Annotated in this window: 14 protein-coding genes and 1 tRNA gene; 5 read left to right on the top strand and 10 right to left on the bottom strand. The window is 42.6% G+C overall.

Going from position 1 to position 16,409, the window contains the following annotated elements:
• Positions 1-53: 53 nt before the first annotated feature.
• Positions 54-572: an RDD family protein gene (locus DXX93_RS17690; RefSeq protein WP_116009266.1), complete on the bottom strand. Its 519-nt coding sequence runs from the start codon at positions 570-572 to the stop codon at positions 54-56.
• 559 nt (positions 573-1,131) lie between these two features.
• Here DXX93_RS17690 and DXX93_RS17685 point away from each other — a divergent pair.
• The 3 genes from DXX93_RS17685 (at position 1,132) to DXX93_RS17675 (ending at position 1,988) form a co-directional block, all read left to right on the top strand.
• Positions 1,132-1,218 (top strand) — tRNA-Leu (locus DXX93_RS17685).
• A 78-nt stretch (positions 1,219-1,296) separates the two neighbouring features.
• Positions 1,297-1,647: a RidA family protein gene (locus DXX93_RS17680; RefSeq protein WP_116009265.1), complete on the top strand. Its 351-nt coding sequence runs from the start codon at positions 1,297-1,299 to the stop codon at positions 1,645-1,647.
• Between the two features lie 14 nt (positions 1,648-1,661).
• Complete coding sequence (locus DXX93_RS17675; protein WP_116009264.1) at positions 1,662-1,988, top strand: hypothetical protein; 327 nt, start codon at positions 1,662-1,664, stop codon at positions 1,986-1,988.
• A gap of 8 nt (positions 1,989-1,996) precedes the next feature.
• Here the strand turns inward: DXX93_RS17675 and DXX93_RS17670 are convergent, their stop codons facing one another.
• Entirely contained in the window at positions 1,997-2,650 is a 654-nt protein-coding gene (locus DXX93_RS17670) for a hypothetical protein (RefSeq protein WP_116009263.1), read from the bottom strand.
• Between the two features lie 74 nt (positions 2,651-2,724).
• On the opposite strand from DXX93_RS17670, the gene DXX93_RS17665 reads away from it, so the two are divergent.
• Positions 2,725-3,754 (top strand): IS630 family transposase gene (locus DXX93_RS17665; RefSeq protein WP_441351376.1). Its coding sequence is split into 2 segments (ribosomal slippage): positions 2,725-3,183 and positions 3,185-3,754, totalling 1,029 coding nucleotides; the frame shifts between segments, so codons are not numbered across the junction.
• A 134-nt stretch (positions 3,755-3,888) separates the two neighbouring features.
• Here DXX93_RS17665 and DXX93_RS17660 read toward each other — a convergent pair.
• Positions 3,889-5,045, bottom strand: a protein-coding gene (locus tag DXX93_RS17660; protein WP_116007661.1) for an IS3 family transposase whose coding sequence is annotated in 2 segments (ribosomal slippage) — positions 3,889-4,802 and positions 4,802-5,045 — 1,158 coding nt in all. Because the reading frame shifts where the segments join, the coding sequence is not laid out codon by codon here.
• 120 nt (positions 5,046-5,165) lie between these two features.
• On the opposite strand from DXX93_RS17660, the gene DXX93_RS17655 reads away from it, so the two are divergent.
• The gene (locus DXX93_RS17655; RefSeq protein WP_116009262.1) at positions 5,166-5,591 is read left to right on the top strand and encodes a response regulator; all 426 of its coding nucleotides are present in this window, start codon (positions 5,166-5,168) and stop codon (positions 5,589-5,591) included.
• 119 nt (positions 5,592-5,710) lie between these two features.
• Here the strand turns inward: DXX93_RS17655 and DXX93_RS17650 are convergent, their stop codons facing one another.
• From DXX93_RS17650 to DXX93_RS17620, 7 genes are all read right to left on the bottom strand, one after another.
• On the bottom strand, positions 5,711-6,610 hold the full coding sequence (locus DXX93_RS17650; RefSeq protein WP_116009261.1) for a hypothetical protein: 900 nt from the start codon (positions 6,608-6,610) through the stop codon (positions 5,711-5,713).
• 90 nt (positions 6,611-6,700) lie between these two features.
• Positions 6,701-7,969, bottom strand: a complete 1,269-nt coding sequence (locus tag DXX93_RS17645) for a sensor histidine kinase (protein WP_181902257.1) — start codon at positions 7,967-7,969, stop codon at positions 6,701-6,703.
• A 78-nt stretch (positions 7,970-8,047) separates the two neighbouring features.
• On the bottom strand, positions 8,048-8,719 hold the full coding sequence (locus DXX93_RS17640; protein ID WP_116009259.1) for a response regulator transcription factor: 672 nt from the start codon (positions 8,717-8,719) through the stop codon (positions 8,048-8,050).
• Entirely contained in the window at positions 8,713-11,859 is a 3,147-nt protein-coding gene (locus DXX93_RS17635; protein WP_116009258.1) for an efflux RND transporter permease subunit, read from the bottom strand. The genes DXX93_RS17640 and DXX93_RS17635 overlap by 7 nt, the downstream gene beginning before the upstream one ends.
• Complete coding sequence (locus DXX93_RS17630; RefSeq protein ID WP_116009257.1) at positions 11,856-13,058, bottom strand: efflux RND transporter periplasmic adaptor subunit; 1,203 nt, start codon at positions 13,056-13,058, stop codon at positions 11,856-11,858. Before DXX93_RS17630 ends, DXX93_RS17635 begins: the two co-directional genes overlap by 4 nt.
• 1 nt (position 13,059) lies before the next feature.
• Positions 13,060-14,469, bottom strand: coding sequence for a TolC family protein (locus DXX93_RS17625; RefSeq protein WP_116009256.1), 1,410 nt, complete (start codon positions 14,467-14,469; stop codon positions 13,060-13,062).
• A gap of 339 nt (positions 14,470-14,808) precedes the next feature.
• Positions 14,809-16,080 (bottom strand): tyrosine-type recombinase/integrase, encoded by a 1,272-nt coding sequence (locus tag DXX93_RS17620; RefSeq protein ID WP_116009255.1) that lies wholly within the window; start codon positions 16,078-16,080, stop codon positions 14,809-14,811.
• Positions 16,081-16,409: the final 329 nt, after the last annotated feature.

Here is a 16,409-nt window from a genome sequence, read left to right as displayed (position 1 = left end):
GTTTGCTGCCCGAGTAAAATCGCGTGAAAGTACAAAGGCAGGAAATAAAAGACTTAACGTCGTGGTTCGTTTGCCGCCAGTGATAAGACGACCACTTCGGTTTGTGTTAATTTGTCTTGTAGGCTGAGTTTGTTTTTCCAATCAATAAATAACCACAAGTTGCCCAAGCCAAGTAAGGTAGGCACTAAGCGTTGCCAACCTGTTTTTTTGCTAATGACACTGCCATCCAAGTTTTGAACGCGTAATCGCCATGCTTTCATGCCGATGGTTTGACCGTTTCGCGCCCAGAAGTAAACAAAGAAAAAGGCAACCCAACCGAGGCTCCAACCATCGACAAGGAGTTGATACACAATGGAGCTGTCTTTCACATCAATTAAGTGTTCAAAGCCAGCGGTATCAACAATGCCGATATTGGCCGCTAGCGCAAATAAGCCAAAACCAATAGCGCCAGCTACCATGTATACGGCAATCGCGATAAGCGCATCGTAAACCCATGAACCGAAACGGCGGAAAAAGCCGGCGCGTGGAAATTCGGTGTAGCGGACAAAAGTGGTTTCTTCGTTTTTAGCCATAGCTTATATAAAAGTATAATCGTGTATATTCAGAGAGGCGCTAGTATACCTTGCCTTACTGGCAAGCCAAAATGGTAGGTGCTATATGGAATTTGCATTAACGGTAGTGATTGCGAATTAACAAGTGTGTAGTGCTCCTTGAAGTGACTCTTGAACAGGTACTTGAGATGACACACGCATAAATTATGTGGGAATTACAGAGCGATAGAATTGCATTCGGGTAATTTATCACCACTTAAACCAAGCAATGAATAAAAAGGATTGATTCATCAAGATCTTTTCGTATAATGCCAAACACTTTCGTTAGTTAACGAAACGTCACGTGTTGCCGGAGTGGTGGAATTGGTAGACACGACGGATTAAAAATTGAAAACGTCTACAGCTAACTAGTTGATATTAAATAATTACATTACTGTTTTCACCTTGCAAAGATTTGCAAAGAATTTTGAAAAAATATAAACTTGCTGACGTAAAATTTAGTAAGTTAGTTTACAAAGAAATAAATTTTTAAGCCGAAAATAGATTTCTTTGCAAGCTTAAAACGCTGCTACACCCCTTTGCCGGAGTGGTGGAATTGGTAGACACGACGGATTCAAAATCCGTTGCTTTTGCGAGCGTGACGGTTCAAGTCCGTCCTCCGGTACCATTGATACGAAAGCCCTGTTCTTAATCGGACAGGGCTTTTTTGTTATATTAAGCCTAAAAATTTATACGAGACTTTACTATGACAATTGAACGAATTGAAACTAAGCAGCGAATGAGCCGTATCGTTAAACACAACGGTGTCATTTATTTATGTGGTCAAGTTTGTGCCGATGCCACTAAAGATATCACTGAGCAAACTCAAACTATGCTGGATAAAGTAGATGATCTTTTAGTTAAATCAGGTAGTTCTCGTGAGCATATTTTATCAGCGACGATTTATTTAAAAACAATGAAAGACTTTGCTGAAATGAATGCTGTTTGGGATGCTTGGGTGCCAGAAGATCACGCACCAGCTCGCGCTTGTGTTACCGCTGATATGGCGCGTGAGGCGCTACTTGTAGAAATTTCGGTGGTTGCTGCTGAGAAATAATAAAGGTAATTGATATGCACGACTTTGTTGGTAAGTGGCGGATCACTGAAATGGAGTTGTGGTCGCAAGATATGGTTGATATGAATGAGCAAGGCCATTTTGACTTTTATCAAGATAACCAAGGCCGATTTGCCTTTTGTGCTGTTGAAGGTTGGCTTGATGTAAGAGTCAGTCACCGTATCCCTGAAATGGAATTTTCTTGGGAAGGCACTGATGCTGACCATCGTGTTAGCGGCAGAGGTAAAATAGAATTTGAAACGCCGTTTGTTGGTTATGGTAAGTTATTTATCCATAACGGTGACGAATCTGAATTTAAAATTGAACGGATGCAAGTTCGTTAACCTAAACTCTATTTCAAAAACACCCGCTGCATCATAAAAGTTTGAATGTGTTTCTTCTTTTTAAGCGCATACCGTTTAGTGATTTTCAGCTCAGCTTTATTGCCGAGAATTTGTAGCAATACACCCTCGGCAATCACTTCTTTTTCTGAATTACACCTTACTTCAACGATTTTACCAATAGCCCCTTGAAGCCTGAGCTTCGGAAAGTTGGGATTATCAATAGGCATCATCTTTTCTTGTTTAGTGAACAAGTTTAGGCAGAACTCTTTTGCTTCATACGTCACATCTTGCGGCGTGTTGATGATATCGACATTGTTGATAAAGTGCATAATCGCTGATTTTCGGCTATCAAAGTCAGCTGATACAGTTGGCAACGTTTTATTTTTCGCCCATTGCTTGATAACGACATACTTTTTATTGGCGATACGTGCGAGACTGGTAGATGCACCTGTCATGCGGCTATACCATTCGATACGATATGCCGAAGTACCTAACGAATGTAAGTGAATGGTAATGTTACCAAACCTCTCGGTAAGTCCTTCCATTACTGAAATTTTGCTTACTGCTTCGATAATGATAGCTGTTTTATCTTCATCACTATTTTCAGCAGCCTTGGCTGGTTGATGACATATCGTAGGTTGTTTAGCGGCTGTAGCGATCATATCCGTGACTGACTAATACCAATTGAAATAAACATGTGATCTAATAGCCATGACTTTTCAACCAGTAGATCAGCATGCATCACCCAACAGAATTAAAAAAGCTCGCCCAACAAGAAAGTAACGCGAGAGTCCGAATGAGGTTGCTCGCCATTTATCACTTTTCACTTGGTCAAAATAGAGCGCAAATAGCTCAATTACTCGGTGTTGCTCGAGGCAGCGTTAATAAATGGGTTAACAGCTACCTATCGGCAGGGCTTAAAGGGCTGCAATCCAAAGTAAACAAGGGGAGACCCTCCAAACTCTCACAAGCGCAACTGAATCAGCTGTCAGCATTTGTGTTGTCCCATGCAGAAAAAAACAGTGGCGGTAGACTGATTGGGGAAGATATTCAACAGTTCATTGCTCAAGAATTTGATGTGACTTATTCACTACGCAATATCTATCACCTGCTCCATGCGCTCGGCTTTAGTTGGATAACGAGCCGCTCCAAGCATCCTAAGCAATCCGAACAAGCCCAAGCGGTTTTTAAAAACCTTCCGACTGGAAACGATCCTTAACACCCCATGGCATGTCCAGCCCGAAGACGTTGATGTGTGGTTCCAAGATGAGGCTCGTTTTGGCCAGCAAAATCAAGTAACAAGAACGTGGGCGAAAAAAGGAAGTCGTCCACGGGCGGTTAAACAACAGCAGTTTGACTACGGCTATTTATTTGGTGCTGTTTGCCCTTCGACAGGCCAAACCGAAGCGCTAATTACGCCGCTCGTCAATAAAGCGATGATGACAGAGCACTTGTCTCAAATATCCAAAGCTACACCTCAGGGTAGACATGCGGTGGTTATCATTGATGGTGCGGGGTGGCATACAATGGATACAGCTAGTCCATTTTCTAATCTTACGCTAATCAAGTTGCCACCCTATTCACCAGAGCTAAACCCAATTGAGCAAGTGTGGCAATGGTTACGCCAGCACTGTTTATCTAATCGTGTATTCAGCGGGTTTGATGAAATAGTAGAACAAGTCTCAGTGGCCTGGAATACATTCATTTCGGATATTGATAGGGTGAAAAAACTCTGTACTCGCGATTGGATCAAGGTGGTCAGATAATTATTTCAATTGGTATAAGAGAGCATACCAATATGATAGAAAGTCACTGAATAAGAAAAAATTACTCAATTTCTTAATCAGTTAAGAAAATTTCTTAGACGAGCGTTGCAATAATTTTGTTACCATTGTTCTGGTCAACTCCAGCCGGACACTTTTCTAAAAGAATTTTCATACTCTACTGGTGACAGATCACCATTAGCTGAATGCAGTCTTTCTAAGTTGTAATACTTCATATAATCGACAACATCATTTTTCATATGCTCACGCGTAGGTTGAGCCACTTTAAGTAACCAATCATGTTTCAAACTGCCAAAGAACCTCTCCACTACTGCGTTATCCCAACAGGCTCCCACATCACCCATACTCGCTCGAATACCAAATTGTTCGAGCAGCTGACGGTAACGCTTACTGGTGTATTGAGAGCCTCGGTCAGAGTGGAATACTAAGCCTTTAGCTGGTTTTCTCAGGTTATAAGCCCTAATCATGGCTTTCATCACTAAGTCAGTCGTCATACGTTTATCTATATGCCAACCAACAATGCGTCGAGAATATAAATCCATCACAACAGCAAGATACATCCAACCTTCGCCTGTTTTTAAATAAGTCACATCACCAGCCCAAATCTGATTTGGCCCCAACGGATTAAAGTTCTGATTAAGCAAATTATCTGCAACTGCATCAGCATGCTTACGCTTCGTTGTTACCTTGTAGGCAACTCGCTGCTTTACTTTCAGGTTCAACGCTTCCATGAGCTTTCGAGTTCTGTGCTTACCAATTTCAAAGCCTTCTTTGCGTAAGTTTTTATGTAGCTCGCGATAGCCCAAGCTTTCACGACTGCGTTTAAACAGCGCTTTAGCTCGCCGATATAAATGAAGCTCTTCTGCCGTAATTAACTTGGCTGGCCGTTTGAGCCATGCATAGTAAGCAGAGCGACTGACTTGCATCACAGCACACATCTTGCGGACGTCATGAGCCTGACTATTGGCTTTGACGAACTCGTACTTTACTTCATTTCTTTCGCAAAGAAGGCGCTTGCCTTTTTTAAGATCTCTTTCTCCACTTTGAGTTCTTTAACTTCTTTTCTCAGTCGTTTTAGCTCTGCTCGTTCACCTTCACTTAACGCATTGCCAGCTTGTTGTTGTTCAAGTTTCGCTTTCCAGTTATAAATGAGTTTAGTTGTAATTCCCAAAGAGGCTGCGGCTTGTGAGACCGTATAGCCTTGCTCAGTCACTAAAGCTACAGCTTCTTGTTTAAATTCGGTTGTATAGGTTTTGTTTTTTCGTTTTGTCATTTAACACCTCAATATTGGAACATTGTCCTTTATTAAAGTGTCCGGCTCAATTAAACCAGTTCACATAATCGACACTTTCAGCGTTTAACAAAAAGTTGTAGCAAGGAGTCACTTTAAAGGATGAAACTGGCGTTAATTGATGATCACAAACTGGTACACGATGGCTTTAAACGGCTTATTGAAACGGAAAAAGACTGGCAGGTGATATGTCAGGCCGATAGCTATCAAAGCGCCATTGACGTTTTACATCAGCATCAAAATGAACTATCGATTGCTATTGTTGATATTTCTTTACCTGATAAAAACGGTATTGAGTTAGCGAAATACTGTGCAGCTCAGTTTCCCGCATTAAAGATTATCGTCGTCAGTATGTATGATCACAATCCATACGTTGCCAACGCGCTTGATGCTGGCGTAAAAGGTTATATCTCTAAGCGTGCCGCTTCAGATGAGCTGCTAACGGGGATTGAAAAAGTGGCTGCTGGTGATACTTATCTTAGCCAAGATGTTATTAATAAACTTCACTTTAATGATGGTAATAGATGAGGCCATTGCAGTGGGTAAAACAGCGAGCTTAGTCTAGAGCTGTTGAGTACTTGGGGCCTATGCTCTAATTTTTCGATTAAATTGCTTGAGTCAATTTAGTACACGATAGACGCAAACAACTAATCTATAGCATTTCTTAGTTCCAGTGAGGTTTCAATTGAGTGCGATTGGATTTTTAACCTTACAATTTCCTCTGAGTTATACATTACTTCTTCTAAGTTCTCTATGTGTCTCTCTATGTGCTCTATTGTTGAATCTGCAACTTCCCCAATTAAAAGTAAGGATTTAAGGCCTTTAATAACATTATCTTTTTGTGATTCATCGTTAATAGCTTTATACACAAGTAAGTCAGCAAACCTTAAGTAAGTTGTATTAGAGTCAGATACATTTAGAAATTGGACTATATCTGATATCCCCATTTTAGCAGCAATATAGAACAGGCTATTAATTTTATCAAAGCCAACCAAAGCAGCTCTTCCATTTTCACTTTTGCGTAAAACAAGGGATGCCACAATAAAAACAGACAACGTTGGAATTAAAAAGCCTAGCACCGAAAATTCGGAGCTATCCTGAGTATGAATTATTAAGTTACCTAAAACTTCATCGCTTCGCAAAGCTATCTTAGGGTGTATAAGCCTAGAGCTAGACGTTAACATTAATGATACGGTAAAAAAGTCATTCGAGTGCATTCTATTTACTCGCAGATTAAGCCCGTTTTCTCGATCAATTTGAGGCGATAGTCCAGATGATTTAGTTAGTTCGATGGCCTCCAGTGTATCTGAACTCTCAATATGCGCGACTACATTTGAAAGAATCTTTTTACCTGTATTTTCGACTTTAACCATTACAATCCATTTATTCTGACCACTTACTTCAACAGATGGACCTCTAAGTACCGAGTACTCTAACTTAGCTTCAGGCTCACTCACTTCATCATAAATTTTAGGTATCAAGGTAAATAGCCCTGCAATTAACGCAGGGATAACTGCATAAAAAATAATATTTTTATAATCTAGCATTCTAAAAAAGCTTCCTCTAAACTTATTTACAGCCACAACATAATAACACTTAACCCATTGCTATTTATAACGTTTCCAAGAGCAATTCGTTCAACCAAAATCAATCACAACTTTATGGTTTTGCTCTTCAATCTGCCGTTGATATTGCCAGTTAAATTTCTTTGCCAAGGTCGAGGTCAATTTTAACCCCAAGCCAAAGCCGAGTTCAGCGTTAACATTAACTTGTTCAGCTTCTAGAGAATTAGTGATTTCAACTCGGCCTGCTTGTTGTTGAATAAATACCTCACCACTAAAACTGTGCTGAAAAGCATTTCGGATCAAGTTAGTCAGTAAAATCCGACACGCGACTTTCGATGCAGTAACAGTAAATGACTCAGTATTTAGCTGAACAGAAACTTCTTTGCCTTGCAGTAAATAAGCGAGTTCATTGCCCAGTAATTCAATCAATTCAGCTAAATCAAACGCTTCTACGGGTAAACTTTCTTCTTGCTCTCGACTAAGCCACAACAAGGTTTCAGTCATATCTTTCATGGTCAAGCTCGCCCGTTGCAAGCGCTGACGAATCGCCAGTTCTTGCTGCGATGGTTCGGGAGTCACTTTTTCTAGCAAAGCACAGTTGCTGCGGATAATGGCTATTGGCGTTCTTAGTTCATGGCTGGCGTAACTCAAAAATTCTTGTTCGCGCTGTAAGGTTTTTTTCACCTTTAAAAATGCAGCTAAAATAATACTGGCAAGGCTATTGAGTTCACTATAACGAAAGTCAGGTAAAGCTTGTTGAGTAGAGCTATCACTTAAGTCTTTGGCGCTTAAATTTTTCGCCCAATACTGTAAGGCAACAATCGGTTTGCCAATTGAGCGCAACATCATTAACAATAACAGCCAAAATACTAAAACAATGCCAATGCCCCACAACAAAATTTTCACCATAGGATCAATACTGCCGAATTGGCGTGGTTGCTGCGGTGGCTTATCTCGATAACGATAAACGTAACGCAGCTCACCGTTTCTTAACTCAACCATCATCAGTAAATAGAACTTTTCTGGCGGGGCAAAATATATCCAGTCGTCGAATTTTTTTAGCAAAGTACCTGACTGTTCAGGCTGGTTTGGAAAGTGAGCTTTAATTGCTGGTGGTATGTGCTGCCAGTTATTAACCACGCTATAGCCGATTATTTTGTCATAACCGCGCTCGTTTAACTGTGCTTCGCGGGCAACATTGCGCATATTCGACTCAGTAATCACATCAAAACCACTGAGAAAATGAGTCGCCGCTTGCCAAGAGAAAAACGCTGATATTGCTACCATTAGGGTTAATAGCAGAGCAAGCATATACCAGCGCAAGCTAACATTAATTTTCATCGGCTTAACCTTATTTTCACTGTATTCATTCTGCGCAGACATCTAGGGCGAATACTTCAGGGATAATTATTCAAGAACTCATTCTTCAGGAGCAATAGCAAAGCCAAAGCCAGTCACAGTGCTAACCAACTCTTTGTTAGCAACTTGGCTCAATTGCTTACGCAGGTGGAACATATGAACTTTAAGACTGTTGCTGTCGGGCTGTTCTTCGCCCCAAACTGATTGACTCAACGCTTGCCGCGAAACCGGATCTGGACTGGCACGCATCAACTGCTCCAAAAGCTTAAACGTGGTTGGCGTAAGCTTAACCAGCTGCTGTTGATAAAAGCCCTGCTTGCTGTTTAAATCAAGGCTTAAGTCACCACACCTGAGCTGTTTAACCTGACCGCTGCGGCGTTTAGCCAGTACTTGAATGCGCGCGCAAAGCTCCTCAAGTTCAAACGGCTTCACTAAGTAATCATCGGTGCCAGCGTCAAAGCCAGCGAGTTTATCTTGCAAACTGTCTTTCGCGGTCAGCATTAACACAGGTAAATCTTGGCCTTGCTCGCGCAACTTTTGGCAAACCGAAAGGCCATTCATTTTCGGTAAATTAATATCGAGCAATAAAACTTGATAGGAATTTTTTGCTACCAACTCAATGGCGGCAACGCCATTAGTACAATGATCACAAGTGATATTATCAAGCGCTAAGTACTCAACAATGGTGAGCGCTAAATCGATATCATCTTCTACCAATAATACACTTAACATTGAATTTGCTCTTTTGGTTGTGACTTAGCACTCAACAGTCGAGTTAAAAACTGCTCAGCATCGTGGTGAATAAGTAACAATGATGGCACTAAAATTAGGGTAATAACAGTAGCAAATAAAATCCCATAACCCAATGAAGCCGCCGCTGGAATAATAAATTGCGCCTGCGCCGAAGTTTCACTAAGTAGTGGCATTAGGCCAGCATAAGTGGTGATTGAAGTCAGTAGTACCGCCCGCAAACGACCAGTACAGGCTTCAGTAATCGCGGCGCTAATTGCCAAGCCCTGCTTTTTCAAATCATTAAAACGCGAGACCAATAACAAGCTGTCGTTAACTACAACACCACTCAGGGCTACAATACCGTTAAACGATAAAATACTTAAAATCATATCATTCATCCAATGTCCTAAAATGGCACCGACTAAACCAAACGGAATCGCGGTCATAATAATTAACGGCTGAACATAAGAGCGCAATGGAATTGCCAGCAAAATGTAAATCGCTAGCATGGCCAAAATAAACAGCTGAGTCATTGAGTTAGTGGTTTCAGCCTGCTGCTCGGCTTCGCCGGCAAAGTGAATCGACAAATCAGGGTATTTCGCCAGCAGCTCAGGTACTAAACCCGCTTGTAACTGCTGTACTAGCTCATTGGATGAAATAATGTCTTTATCGACGCTGGCAGCAACGTAAACCGCAGGTAAACCGCCAATCCGCGTAATTTCATTTTGTTGAAATTCAGAACTAACACTTGCCACCAACGACAACGGCACTGAATCACCATCAGGCGTCCGTACTCTCGCTTGCATTACGTCAGCAACGGTTTGGCGGGCGCTTTCTGGGTAGCGTACCCGTACTTTGACTTCGTCTTTACCGCGCTGATAGCGCTGGACAATTTCACCACCAAAAGCTTGTAATAACTGGCGTGACAACAGTGCGGTATTCATACCCATGGCTTGTCCTGCTTCAGTCAGCTCAAACTTTAGTCGCGACTGACCAGAGTCAAAGTTATCGTCGATACCGCTAACGCCATTAATTTGCTGTAACGCTTGCTTAAACTCAACGCCGGCTTGCTTTATTGTGCTGGTATCCCACGCTTTAAGTTCAACTTTAAAATTGTCGCCACCGCCAAAGCGGGCTTTAATATCGAGTTTTTTCACTCCTGCCATAGTTTCGGTGCGCTGACGCCACAGGTTGGCAAAATCGCGCAAGCTGTAGCTGGCATCAGCATTTAGCTCAACCACTAGTGAGCCTGTTAAGTCGTCGCTGGCAATCACTTCAATAGTGCCAATACCAAGCTCGTTGCTGCCGCTAAGCTCTTGATCAATCTCAATGGCGGTTTGTTCAAGACGCAACAGGTTTTCGCGGGTTTGACCATAGCTGGCATCGTTCTGCATGGTTAAACTACCTTGCACTACGCTACCGGGGATTTCTGGAAAGAACGCGACCCGCACTGCCCCTGTTTGTGGCATGCCAGTAACAATAATAAAAATAGCGATAAATAACAGCACTACGCCATAACGAAACTCTAGCGCCAGTGCAATTACAGGTCGATAAACTTTATTGTTGAACCACTGCAAGCTGCTGTCTGCCGCCGCTTGCACTTTTGCCCATAATCCACGCCAGCCCGACGTTGGCTTTTTATGGGTGTCGAGATGCGCCAAATGCGCTGGCAACACCAGTTTCGATTCAACCACCGAGAGCAACAAACAAATAGTGACGATGACGGCAAACTGAGCATAAACCCGACCCATACCGCCTGAAACATTACTCAAAGCAATAAAAGTAGCGACCGTGGTTAAAACACCAAAAATAGTTGGCACCGCGACCCGCTGCGCGCCGCGAACGGTGCTTGCGAGAGTATCGCCCTCGCTTCGGCGGGTGCTGTAAATACTCTCACCAACCACAACCGCATCATCGACAACAATACCAAGCGCCAAAATAAAACCAAAAGTGGTCATTTCGTTAATCGACATATCGGTCCAAGTACCGGTCATAAAATACAGGGTGCCACAGAAAATAAACGGCAAGCCCGCCGTTACCCATAGCGCTACTCTCAAGTTTAAAAACAGCGCTAACACAATAAATACTAAAGCAATGCCCGATAGCGCATTTTTCATTAGCAGGCTCAAGCGGTCTTTAATCAAAACACTGCCGTCGTACCAAGTTTCAACGCTAACCGCTTGTGGCACTATCGCTTTGCTTTTAAATTTTTCGACAATTTGCTCGGCTTGCTCGACAATTTTGATAACATCGCCTTGTTCATCAACCTTGATTTCAAGGCCAATTCCCGGTTGACCGTTGTAGCGAGATAACACAAAGCTGTCGTCGGCAAAAGTGTCGCTAACATCGGCAACATCGCCTAAACGAACAACGCCGCCATTACTGGTGGTTTTTAGTGGGATTTGGGCAAAATCACCTTGATAATAGGCCTGCTCAGCGGCTTTTAAGCGAATCACTTTATCGGCGTTGCGCAAACTCGATTGCAGTGCCGTGCCCGACTCGTTATTAATGACCGTTGAAATATCACTTAGGCTTAAACCATAGGCTTTAAGCTTAGCTTCATTAATTTCAATCGAAATCATCGGCTCGGCTTCACCGCTAATGGTCACACTGCTAATTTGGCTATTGGCGAGCAATTCAACTTTGAGGCGCTGGGCGAGATTTTGCAGGGTTTGGCGATCGCTATCGCCGTAAATTTTCACCGAATAAGCGTGATTTAACCTTTGCTGTTTAGCAATTACTGCGTTTTCAGCCTCACTAGGAAAAGCGTAAATCGCATCGACTTTCGCTTTAACATCGCGCAGTAGCGTATCTAAATCGTAACCACTTTGGCCTTCAATACTCACCCGAGCGCCACTCGCATTTGACACCGACGTGACCCGTTTAATACCGCTGACCGAAGCTAGCGCTTCTTCAATTTTTAAGGTAATACCCTGCTCAGATAAAAAAGCATCGCCGCTGTTATAACTCATGCTAACGGTAACAGTATCCGCTTCTCGGGTTGGAAAAGCTTCTTTGCGGAGGCCGTCAAACGACATTAGGCCAAGTGTAATAATAGTGAGCATTAACAGATTAGCGGCAACTGGGTTACCGGCAAACCAAGCGATAATTCCGCGCTGATGTTGTCGCACTGTACTCATAAGGCCACCTCAGCACTTGTCTTAACTTGAGTCTTGGCTTGAACACTAACTTGAGTGTTAACTTTAGCGCTCATTTTCATCCCCGGTAAATAACTACTCAAGGGTTTAGCGACAATATTAAGCTCAGTATTCTCGGCAAATGGCGCGATATAAATGGCATTGCCCTGACTAAATTGAATTTGCGGAACAAAGTGCTGGAGCTCTTGATTGCCATCGACATACCAAATATTGCCCTGCTGGGTCAGTGCTGATGCCGGTAACTGCCAGACCTGATCGAGAGCTTTACCTTGAATTTCAACATCGACAAAAGTGCCGTCGTGCAACGGGGTTGCTTGTGCCAGCGGTTTTGAAACCGAGACAATAATTGCCCGTTGGCGGCTGTCACTGTCTAAATGCGCTTCGGCACGAGTCACTTTCGCAGGCCAGCGCTGAGCACTATTCGGGCTTGATAACTCGGCAGCAAGCCCTAAACCTTGTTCACGGGTTGGCAAGTTTTGCCACTGCTGCTCAGAGAGCAAAACTCGTACTTCGGCTAAATCAGTACTGTAAATACTGGCCACTTGCGCGCCCATTTGCAGATAACTACCCGGCTGCACATCGCGACTGACAATAACACCATTGAACGGCGCGCGAATTTCGGTTTGGGCTAAATCGTACTTAGCTTTGTTTACTGCGCGACGGGCTGACTCTACTTGCGCTTGCATTGCTTTTAGCTGAGGCTTGCGCAGTACCAAATCAGACGCGCTTTCAGATTCAGCTAAGCCTGAACGCTGCCATTCAGCCAAGGCTTGATTGCTATTGCGCTGCTCTTGAATTAAAGCAAGTTCTGCATTTGCCAGCGTTAACTTGGCGTCGGCCAATGCCTGTAAATAAGGCTGTTGATCTAAAGTGACTAAAACATCGCCCTCGTTAAACAGTTGACCAGTGGCAAAATGGTCAGCCAAGTGATTAACTTTACCACTGACTTGCGCGGTTAAATTTAAGCGATAATGTGCTTGTACTTCACCATAGCCTTTAATACTGGCTTGTACTTGTTGTAGTTGGGCGCGAACAACGGCGACTTCTGGCACTTTAACTTGCGCTTTAGGTGGCTGACGATTAGGCCCACCAGTACTTTGTACTTGATTAAAAGAAACTGCCGCGAAAATACTGGCCGCACCAATAAAAGCGACAAGCACACTAATAGGAAATTTTTTCATTTTACACTCCTAGTCCGAGGGCAAGCCCCAAATTGATACGATTGGTCAGCCCTTGGTAGGTAAGCTCAGTCAATTGGCTTTGCAGGCTAAAGCTTTGTTGTTGAATTTGCAGTAGAGCGAGCAAGGTTACTAAGCCTTGACGATATTTTTCAAGATAAATGGCACTGCTGCGCTCGGCGTTTTCGAGCGCTAAATGGATATGCTGCTGTTGCTGAACAAGCGCGCGCTCTTGCGCTAAGGCATTTTCAATTTCATTAACCGCGGTTAGTAAAATTGATTGATATTGCCAATAGCTTTGCTCCTTGGTTAGGTCGGCAATTTTGGCTTGCGCTTTTAATTTGCCCCCTTGAAATAACGGCGCGGTTAAGCTCGATAACACCGCCCAAACCGGATCTTTAAACAGCGCTTGCGATAAGTTGCCATCGCTATCGGTTAAGCTCGCTTTAATGCTCAGCTCAGGTAACAGCGCTTTGTAGGCAACTTTAGCTTGGTATTCATTGCTAATAATTTGTTGATAAGCTTGTTGTAAATCAGGACGACGAGCTAAGTCTTGCTTCGGTAAAGTGGTTAGCGGTGCCATTACTGCAGGAAACTGCCCGGCTTGGTTAGCTTGAAACGCTTTGGCAGCGAATGCTTTATCTCCAACTAAGAGGCTCAAGCTGCGCTTGGCGACCGCTAAATTTTCAATTAGTGCAACTAAGCTTGCCCGACTTGATTCAGTATTAGCACGGGCAGTATCTAGCTCAGCTAAGGTGCCTAAACCTTGACGATAGCGCTCAACCACTGCTAATTCATTTTGTTCTAATACCTTGAGTTTACTGCGCTCAATCGCAATCAGTTGCTGTTCTCTGGTTATTAACAACTGAGAGTTAATAATATTGGCCGCCAATAAATCGCGAGCACCTTGGAAGCTAGCAGCCGAAGCCGCTAATTCAGCTTTACTGGCAAGCTTGTTATCGCGCAGTTTCTGCGATAAATCTAGCGTCCAACTCACCGAAATTGACGCGCTGTATTGCTTGGCTTGATCTTGCCTTGCGCTGTGCTCTAATCCTAGATTGGCAGTTGGCAACTGGGCTGCTCGACTCACTCCAACTTGCGCCTCAGCAATTCGCAAGGCTAATGCGGTTTGTTGTAAATCTGGATTGTGTTTAAGTGCTTTTGCCAGCGTGCTTTCCAAACCATCAAGCTGAACTAAGTCAGTTAACTTGGTGGTAGCAATGGTTGATGTAGCAAAAGTTGATATTGGCTGATTAGCCTGAGATTCAGAACTAGCTGCTAACGGCTGCCAATTTTGGGGAACATTTGAATTATCTAAAATCAGTTGCTCAGCTTCTGGCAAACTACTGCAGCTTGTTATGACTGAAACCATCGCCAGTAATAACGATAGTAAAAGCAAACGCGTTAATGTCATTAGATGCTCTCAATATAGAAAATTGACAGCAAGATAAATTAGGCGTGGTTAAGCCGAGGTTAAAAGTAGTTAACTGTTGGCATGGGTTTAATAATGATAGGTTTCCTTTAAAATATAACGAGACGACTTACAGATTAAATTTTGTAGAAGAGGTTGCTGATGATTTTGAAACTACGATCAGGACGCTGTTTTATGAGATTAAATAATACTCCAACGTGCAAGGTTGATGCTTCAGTGAGACAATGCCCGTATTGGAAACTGCGAATGCTTGCTAAAATAAACTTTTGCGAGAGCGTTGAAGTTAGATTTATTTTAGTTTTTTTACCATAAACTATTAAACTAAATACAGCCACGTTGCTTGAGTTCAGCTTCCCAACTTTTATATTTTTTGGCTTGTTTAGCTAAAGCCTTATCGTTCAATTTACGTTCTTTCTTTGGTTTTTTGGAAAAAGCTACGCCGGATAATTCTTCTTCGAACATTGACGGGACAACATGTGAGTAGTGCTGCTCGATCATAGCAACGCTAGTTCCGCATTGTTTAGCTAAAATATCAAGGCGCAAGTCACGACGAAGTAACTGCCAAGTGATGTAGGTATGGCGAAGAGAGTAGAGGGTTCTAGGCCCATCTGATGAGTCTTTTAAGCCGCATGCCTCCAATGCTTTTCTAAACGTCGTACCCAATTCGTTAGTTGTTTCACCATCTTCAAGCTTGAATACTTTATCTGTTGGTTTACGATTGGGAAATCGGTCACGTAACCCGTGTAAGCAATCCCATATCTTGTCTCTGGCGACTACAGTTCTAGTACCTGTGTGCTTAGTGGTTTTTCCTTTGCGAATTTTTATTTTGAAGCGAACTTTATGCTCTTGACGCGACATTTCTATATCACCCCAAGTGATGGCTTCCATTTCGGTTCCTGGCCTGATGCCAGTATTCACACAAAACTCCATGTAGCTGAGTAATAGATCCCTAATTAGCCGTGTTTTCTCTTTACGACTACTTTCCATCATTTCTAAAACAGTATCGTAAACCTTGTCGTATTCTTCTTCTGTAAATGAGGCGCGGCGCTTGCCACTTTCGCCTTGTGCCGTTAATACAGGTACTTGAGCAGCAATCATCCACTTGTGCTCTATAGCTTCTTTAAACACTTGGTTCATTGCGGCATTGTGTGTGAGCAATGTTGATTTGGCTGGCACTCGACCAAACTTTTCTAAACGCCATTTATTGAACTGTCTGATTTTATCTTGGTCGATAGACGTCACATAAGTTCTATCAAAGAAAGGAATATGGTATTTATTGAGCGCTTGAATATAGTCGCGGTAGCTTACTTTTCCACCGCCGTTATCAAGTTCATGTTGCATCTTCTCGATAGTACGGTTAGCAACATCTTTAAATCGTTTACTATCCACCAATAGGTTATTATCAGCTTTGACTTGATATTCCATCAGAAGAATACGAGCACGGGCAATGGCTTTGTTTAATTCTTTTTCTTTAGTGGCTTTGCTATACCATTTACCGTAAAGTACGAAACGAGCGTACCAACGTAAGCTGTTGTTTTGTTTGTAGACGTATAGGCCGTCTTGGATATCGTGGCGTTCAGTTTGAGTCGTCATGAGCGCTAGTATTAAACAAAATCTTACGATTTGCAAAGAATTTGCAAAGTGTCTTTTTTGGTTTTTAATTTATTGATATTGCTTAGTAAATTTAAGCGTGTACTTTTCAAAATCCGTTGCTTTTGCGAGCGTGCCGGTTCAAGTCCGGCCTCCGGTACCATTTATTGTTTATCGCAAACAATAAAAAAACAATAAACCAGCGTAAATGCTGGTTTTTTTGTACCTATCAAATTTGAAAAATTCTCTTTAACCCTATTATTTTCTCTAACGAAAAGATCAATGAAATAAGCAATACCTGCTGCTTTTTAATGACTTAGGTAAGGAGGCGT

The sequence above is a fragment of the Thalassotalea euphylliae genome (genome assembly GCF_003390335.1).
Lineage (GTDB): Bacteria > Pseudomonadota > Gammaproteobacteria > Enterobacterales > Alteromonadaceae > Thalassotalea_F > Thalassotalea_F euphylliae_B.
The sequence above is the reverse complement of the archived record's forward strand: the minus strand, read 5'-3'. Positions and strand labels throughout refer to the sequence as shown.

What these genes read in the sequence shown, in the direction of transcription:
- DXX93_RS17690 (WP_116009266.1), bottom strand. Translation starts at nt 572, where the DNA reads ATGGCTAAAAACGAAGAAACCACTTTTGTCCGCTACACCGAATTTCCA.
- DXX93_RS17680 (WP_116009265.1), top strand. Translation starts at nt 1,297, where the DNA reads ATGACAATTGAACGAATTGAAACTAAGCAGCGAATGAGCCGTATCGTT.
- DXX93_RS17675 (WP_116009264.1), top strand. Translation starts at nt 1,662, where the DNA reads ATGCACGACTTTGTTGGTAAGTGGCGGATCACTGAAATGGAGTTGTGG.
- DXX93_RS17670 (WP_116009263.1), bottom strand. Translation starts at nt 2,650, where the DNA reads ATGATCGCTACAGCCGCTAAACAACCTACGATATGTCATCAACCAGCC.
- DXX93_RS17655 (WP_116009262.1), top strand. Translation starts at nt 5,166, where the DNA reads ATGAAACTGGCGTTAATTGATGATCACAAACTGGTACACGATGGCTTT.
- DXX93_RS17650 (WP_116009261.1), bottom strand. Translation starts at nt 6,610, where the DNA reads ATGCTAGATTATAAAAATATTATTTTTTATGCAGTTATCCCTGCGTTA.
- DXX93_RS17645 (WP_181902257.1), bottom strand. Translation starts at nt 7,969, where the DNA reads ATGAAAATTAATGTTAGCTTGCGCTGGTATATGCTTGCTCTGCTATTA.
- DXX93_RS17640 (WP_116009259.1), bottom strand. Translation starts at nt 8,719, where the DNA reads ATGTTAAGTGTATTATTGGTAGAAGATGATATCGATTTAGCGCTCACC.
- DXX93_RS17635 (WP_116009258.1), bottom strand. Translation starts at nt 11,859, where the DNA reads ATGAGTACAGTGCGACAACATCAGCGCGGAATTATCGCTTGGTTTGCC.
- DXX93_RS17630 (WP_116009257.1), bottom strand. Translation starts at nt 13,058, where the DNA reads ATGAAAAAATTTCCTATTAGTGTGCTTGTCGCTTTTATTGGTGCGGCC.
- DXX93_RS17625 (WP_116009256.1), bottom strand. Translation starts at nt 14,469, where the DNA reads ATGACATTAACGCGTTTGCTTTTACTATCGTTATTACTGGCGATGGTT.
- DXX93_RS17620 (WP_116009255.1), bottom strand. Translation starts at nt 16,080, where the DNA reads ATGACGACTCAAACTGAACGCCACGATATCCAAGACGGCCTATACGTC.